The sequence below is a fragment of the Roseobacter sp. genome (assembly GCF_024639605.1).
GTDB lineage: Bacteria > Pseudomonadota > Alphaproteobacteria > Rhodobacterales > Rhodobacteraceae > Roseobacter.
This window is the reverse complement of record NZ_JAHEHZ010000222.1, coordinates 1-4,068: the sequence shown is the minus strand read 5'-3', so window position 1 is coordinate 4,068 and position 4,068 is coordinate 1. Positions and strand designations below refer to the sequence as shown.

The 4,068-nt window shown below is 58.3% G+C and carries 3 protein-coding genes; all 3 read right to left on the bottom strand.

The window, feature by feature from the left end; genetic code table 11:
• Positions 1-224, bottom strand: a 224-nt coding sequence (locus Q0M35_RS17810) for an outer membrane protein transport protein (RefSeq protein ID WP_295317596.1), incomplete at its 3' end; no start/stop codon positions are given.
• A gap of 194 nt (positions 225-418) precedes the next feature.
• Positions 419-2,863 (bottom strand): mechanosensitive ion channel domain-containing protein, encoded by a 2,445-nt coding sequence (locus tag Q0M35_RS17805; protein WP_295317595.1) that lies wholly within the window; start codon positions 2,861-2,863, stop codon positions 419-421.
• A 243-nt stretch (positions 2,864-3,106) separates the two neighbouring features.
• Complete coding sequence (locus Q0M35_RS17800) at positions 3,107-3,694, bottom strand: hypothetical protein (RefSeq protein WP_295317594.1); 588 nt, start codon at positions 3,692-3,694, stop codon at positions 3,107-3,109.
• Between the last annotated feature and the right edge of the window lie 374 nt (positions 3,695-4,068).

Below are 4,068 nucleotides of genomic sequence, written 5' to 3'. Positions count from 1 at the left end.
CCCAGGAAACCGCCCGCCATCTGGGAGCGATCCAGCCGCGTCATCCCGGCCGGGTTGCCGCTGGCCGTTGAGGCGTCCATGGCGGCAGCCTGGCGGCCGGCGCCCGCCACCCCCATGTCCGAGGTCGCCTCCTCGTATAACCAGAGTGCGCCGGCGTGGGCCGATGCGGCCGCCAGAATCACAAACAATGCTGAAATGAATATGCTGCGAGCATACTTCTTCATTGTGGCCTCCTTTGACTTAAATTGTGCGTGCAACGTCTTGCCGTCTCTAATGACCGAACGCCAACCCCAATTGAATTAACAGCAATTGAAAGTTATTCGTTCCTCGTTATTGGTGAATAGTTTGAGAGGAATATTATCGTTCTTATTTTTCATCACTGCCGCCCAGCCGGAGGCCGGACGCCTTCTGTGCCGTTTCATCCCCCAGAACCCGAACCTCGCGCTGGGGGAAGGGGAACGCCATCCCCGCCGCACATACCGCATCGTACATGGCCGGAGGCAAGCTCGCTGCGGATCGCAGCCCAGTTGCCAAACTGAGCCGTCCAGGCCCGCAGCTCAAAGTTGATCGAGCTGTCCCCGTAACCCGTGAAGAGCCCCTTGGGCGGCGGAGTTTCTAAAATGGCCGCATGGGCCTGGGCCGTTTTCTCCAACAACTCGATCACCGCCTGGGGCGCCGCGCCGTAGTTCACGCCCACCGGCAGATCGATGCGGAGCAGTTCGTCGCTGAAGGTCCAATTGGTCACGCTGGCGGTTATGAACTGCGCATTGGGCACGATAATGTCGGCCCCCTGAAAGGTGCGCACGGTGCTTGCGCGGATGCCGATGCGGCGAACTTCCCCCTGTGTATCACCCACCTCGACGATGTCCCCCACGTGCACCGGTCGCTCAAAGAGCAGGATCAGCCCGCAGACAAAATTGTTGACCACGTTTTGCAGCCCGAACCCGATGCCGACTCCGAAGGCACCCGCCAGGACGGTCACCTTGGTCAGGTCCATCCCCAGCACCCCCAGCCCCACCAGGAACCCGATGGACAGGATAACATAGTGGACCAGGCGCGAGTAGGCATAGGACAGACCGCGCGCCAAGCCCCTGCGGGGATACACTTCTTCCTGGAGCGTGAAACGGATAAAAGCAGACAGCAGAAAGGCTGCCAGCACCGTCAGCCCGAAAGCGAGGATGTCCTCGATGGATATGCTGATCGAACCGCGTTTCAGCCTCAAATCTAATATAGTGCCGCCTACCGACAGCACAGGGTCCAGCATCCCGATGTATTCGAGCGATCGGGTGAGCCAGAAGAATACCGCTGTCCACACCAGCAGCCGGTGGATCCACCTTTGAATGCGATCGCTATGGTTGCGAACCATCCGCAGCCGCTGCAAAAGCCACGATCGCAGCCCAATGACTGCCGCGGCGTTGGATACCCGCACATAGGCATACAGCGACAGTGCCAAAACGCCGCCGGAAAGAACCGCAGGTGAGATCAGGCGCGCCAACCGCGTGAATCCCAGGGTTGCTGTCAAACAACCGACCGCTAAGGTGAACATGAGCATTTTAGCCAATAGCGGCAACCAGCGCGCACGCAGGCCTTGCTGTTCCTGTTCGGGGTCATACCGCAGGCGTCCAGAATGAAGCAACCATCCCAGCACAGCGATCGCCGCCAGGCTTTCAAGTATGAGGAGCGTTTGCTCCACCAGCGGTGCGCCGCCGCATGCCTGTCGAACCAAGTCGATCGCATACAGGATCACCGCCGTGAAGACCGCGGGGGTGAAGCGCGGATCGATCACCGGGCGCACCAGCCTGATCATCGGCGCCAGTGCCAGGATCGCAAACACGTCTTTCACACGCGCGGGAGCCGGCGAATTGACCGCCGTGGCAACGAGCAGGACGAGTATCAGCGCGGCGGAATACGGATGGTCATACACTTTCACGACAGGAGACACGCCCACGCCGCTGTCCTTCCATTGACGTTTTTTTCGCCGCGCCGCGCAGGTCGCCATCGTCAACACCAGCAAGAGCGCCATATGCAACGGCAGTCTTCGCGAGGGGTCTCGTATGTATTCCCGAAAGCTTGCTTGGAAACCGCGGGCAATGTCCCCCAAGCGATGCGGCAGGGTGGTTCGGGCATGGCCCCATAGGTCAGGGCTCCAGACAGGCAGACTTTCCCGCCTTAAAATGCCCTCAACCGCCGACTTGCGGGCCTTGAGGATCTGAGCCAGCATCTCATCACAGCGGGCCTGTTTTGCGGCCATGTCGGCCTGCAGCCCCAGCACCGACTCCTCCCGGGCCTTCAGAGGAAGCTGCGCGGCTTCGATGGAAGCCAGCGCGGCTTCGATCTGCTGCAAGATGACTCCCGGCGATTGCCCGGCCTGGGCGGCATCGCGGGTCCGGGTCCAGGTCGCTTTCATTTGCGCCAGGCGATCCAGGTCTCTGCGCAGCTCGACGGCCCGCCGGGTCAACAGGGTCAGCCAGGTGCTCACCTGAAGCTGCCAGCGCTGCCAGAGTGCCCGCTGCGCCTCCAGGGTCGCCAGCGAGGGCTGCGTTCCGGCTGTGGCGGCAGTTTCGGCAGCATCCAGGTCGATCTGTTTGTTGATTTCGGGAAGCGCCTGTTGGATCTTTTCAATTTCAGGGCTGACGGCGAATTTTTCGGAAAAGGTGACCACAAGATTCGTGACCTCCGAGGCCCTGGCTGCGACCTCCTCCGGCTTGATGGCGGTTGCGGGAGGCGACACGGCAGAATGTTGTGATTTGACCGGAGTCTGTCCGAAAGACCCGCCGGGGGATGCCACCAGCAAAAAGACGACCGCCAAGCCGATGACTTGCAGGCTTTTCGCGAAACGTTGTTTTCCGTCAGTGTTCTTCATTTTTTTTCGGTGCATACAGCAGGATATGTTGGGTTTCGCCCTGGCGTGCTGAAAATAATCATCACGGGGGTTTAACTTTTATCCTATTTTTATTCCCCGTTATGAGGGTAAGATTTCAGGTGTCAGTGTTCAGGATATGCTATTGCGCCCACTTTTTCTGAAACCTGACACCTGAATCCAAATTCGCGGAACAGAAACGGAGTAAAAAGTTAAATCTATATGCATCAAATTGCAGGTGAATATTCAGTTAAGCTCTTTATCCTTGTAGTACTTGGCGGCGGTAATGCTGACGCCGACGATGGCACCCTCTCCATTGAGCTGGATCATCTTGACGCCTTCCGACACTGTGACGGCGCCGGCCAGCCCCCCGCCCTCGGTCTTGGTCTTGGCCGATGCCATCGCGTTGGCCCCGGCCTCCCAGCCCGATGTCACGAAACTGTTTAACGCATCCAGCGTTTCAAAGATGAACACGACCCGGTACTCGGCGGCCCCCAACCCCATCCCGGGCTGGAACTCGGCCATTTCCATAAACGTCTCCTGCTTGGAGGCATTGTTTACCGCCAGACCCTTGCCCCGGGCTCCGCCCATAAACATGACCTTGAAGCCAAAGTCGCTGAAAACTGCATAGCCCGCCGCTTTGGCGACGGCATCTTTAGCGGCCGGGTGCTTTGTGTAGAGATCAGAGAGCGTTTTGTTTGCCATGTCGCGCACCGAGTCCTGCTGCTGCTCTTTTTCAGACTTCGACGGCGGGGCCGTCGCACAGGAAAACAGAAATAGGCTTAGCAACACCATTGTCGATACGATTACCATAAATTGTGTCTTCTTTTTCATTGTCTTCTCCTTTCTTTGACTGATAGTTGGGTTGTTGGTTGTTCGGCTGCTTTGTCTTGTTTCCTTTTTGGATTTGTCATGTGATCTGCTCCCTATAGCTGCCGGTGAAGGGCGCGAGCTTGATCGGTTTCTTCAATACATTCTTTTTAGCGTTCGTACGGAGCGGAACGCGCTGGTCCTTCGGTCCGATCAGCGGCTGGATGGCGTTGTCATGTCGTCGTGCACGAAGGCAGCGGACTCCATCTACCCGCTCATCAGATCCAACCCTGTTCCTGGAACCGCTTTTTAAGGACATCGGCGATTTCGGTCGCGGTTTGCTTGGCCCGGCCCTCTACCGTACTGCGGCCGCTCTCCTGGCCATAAACTTTCATCCC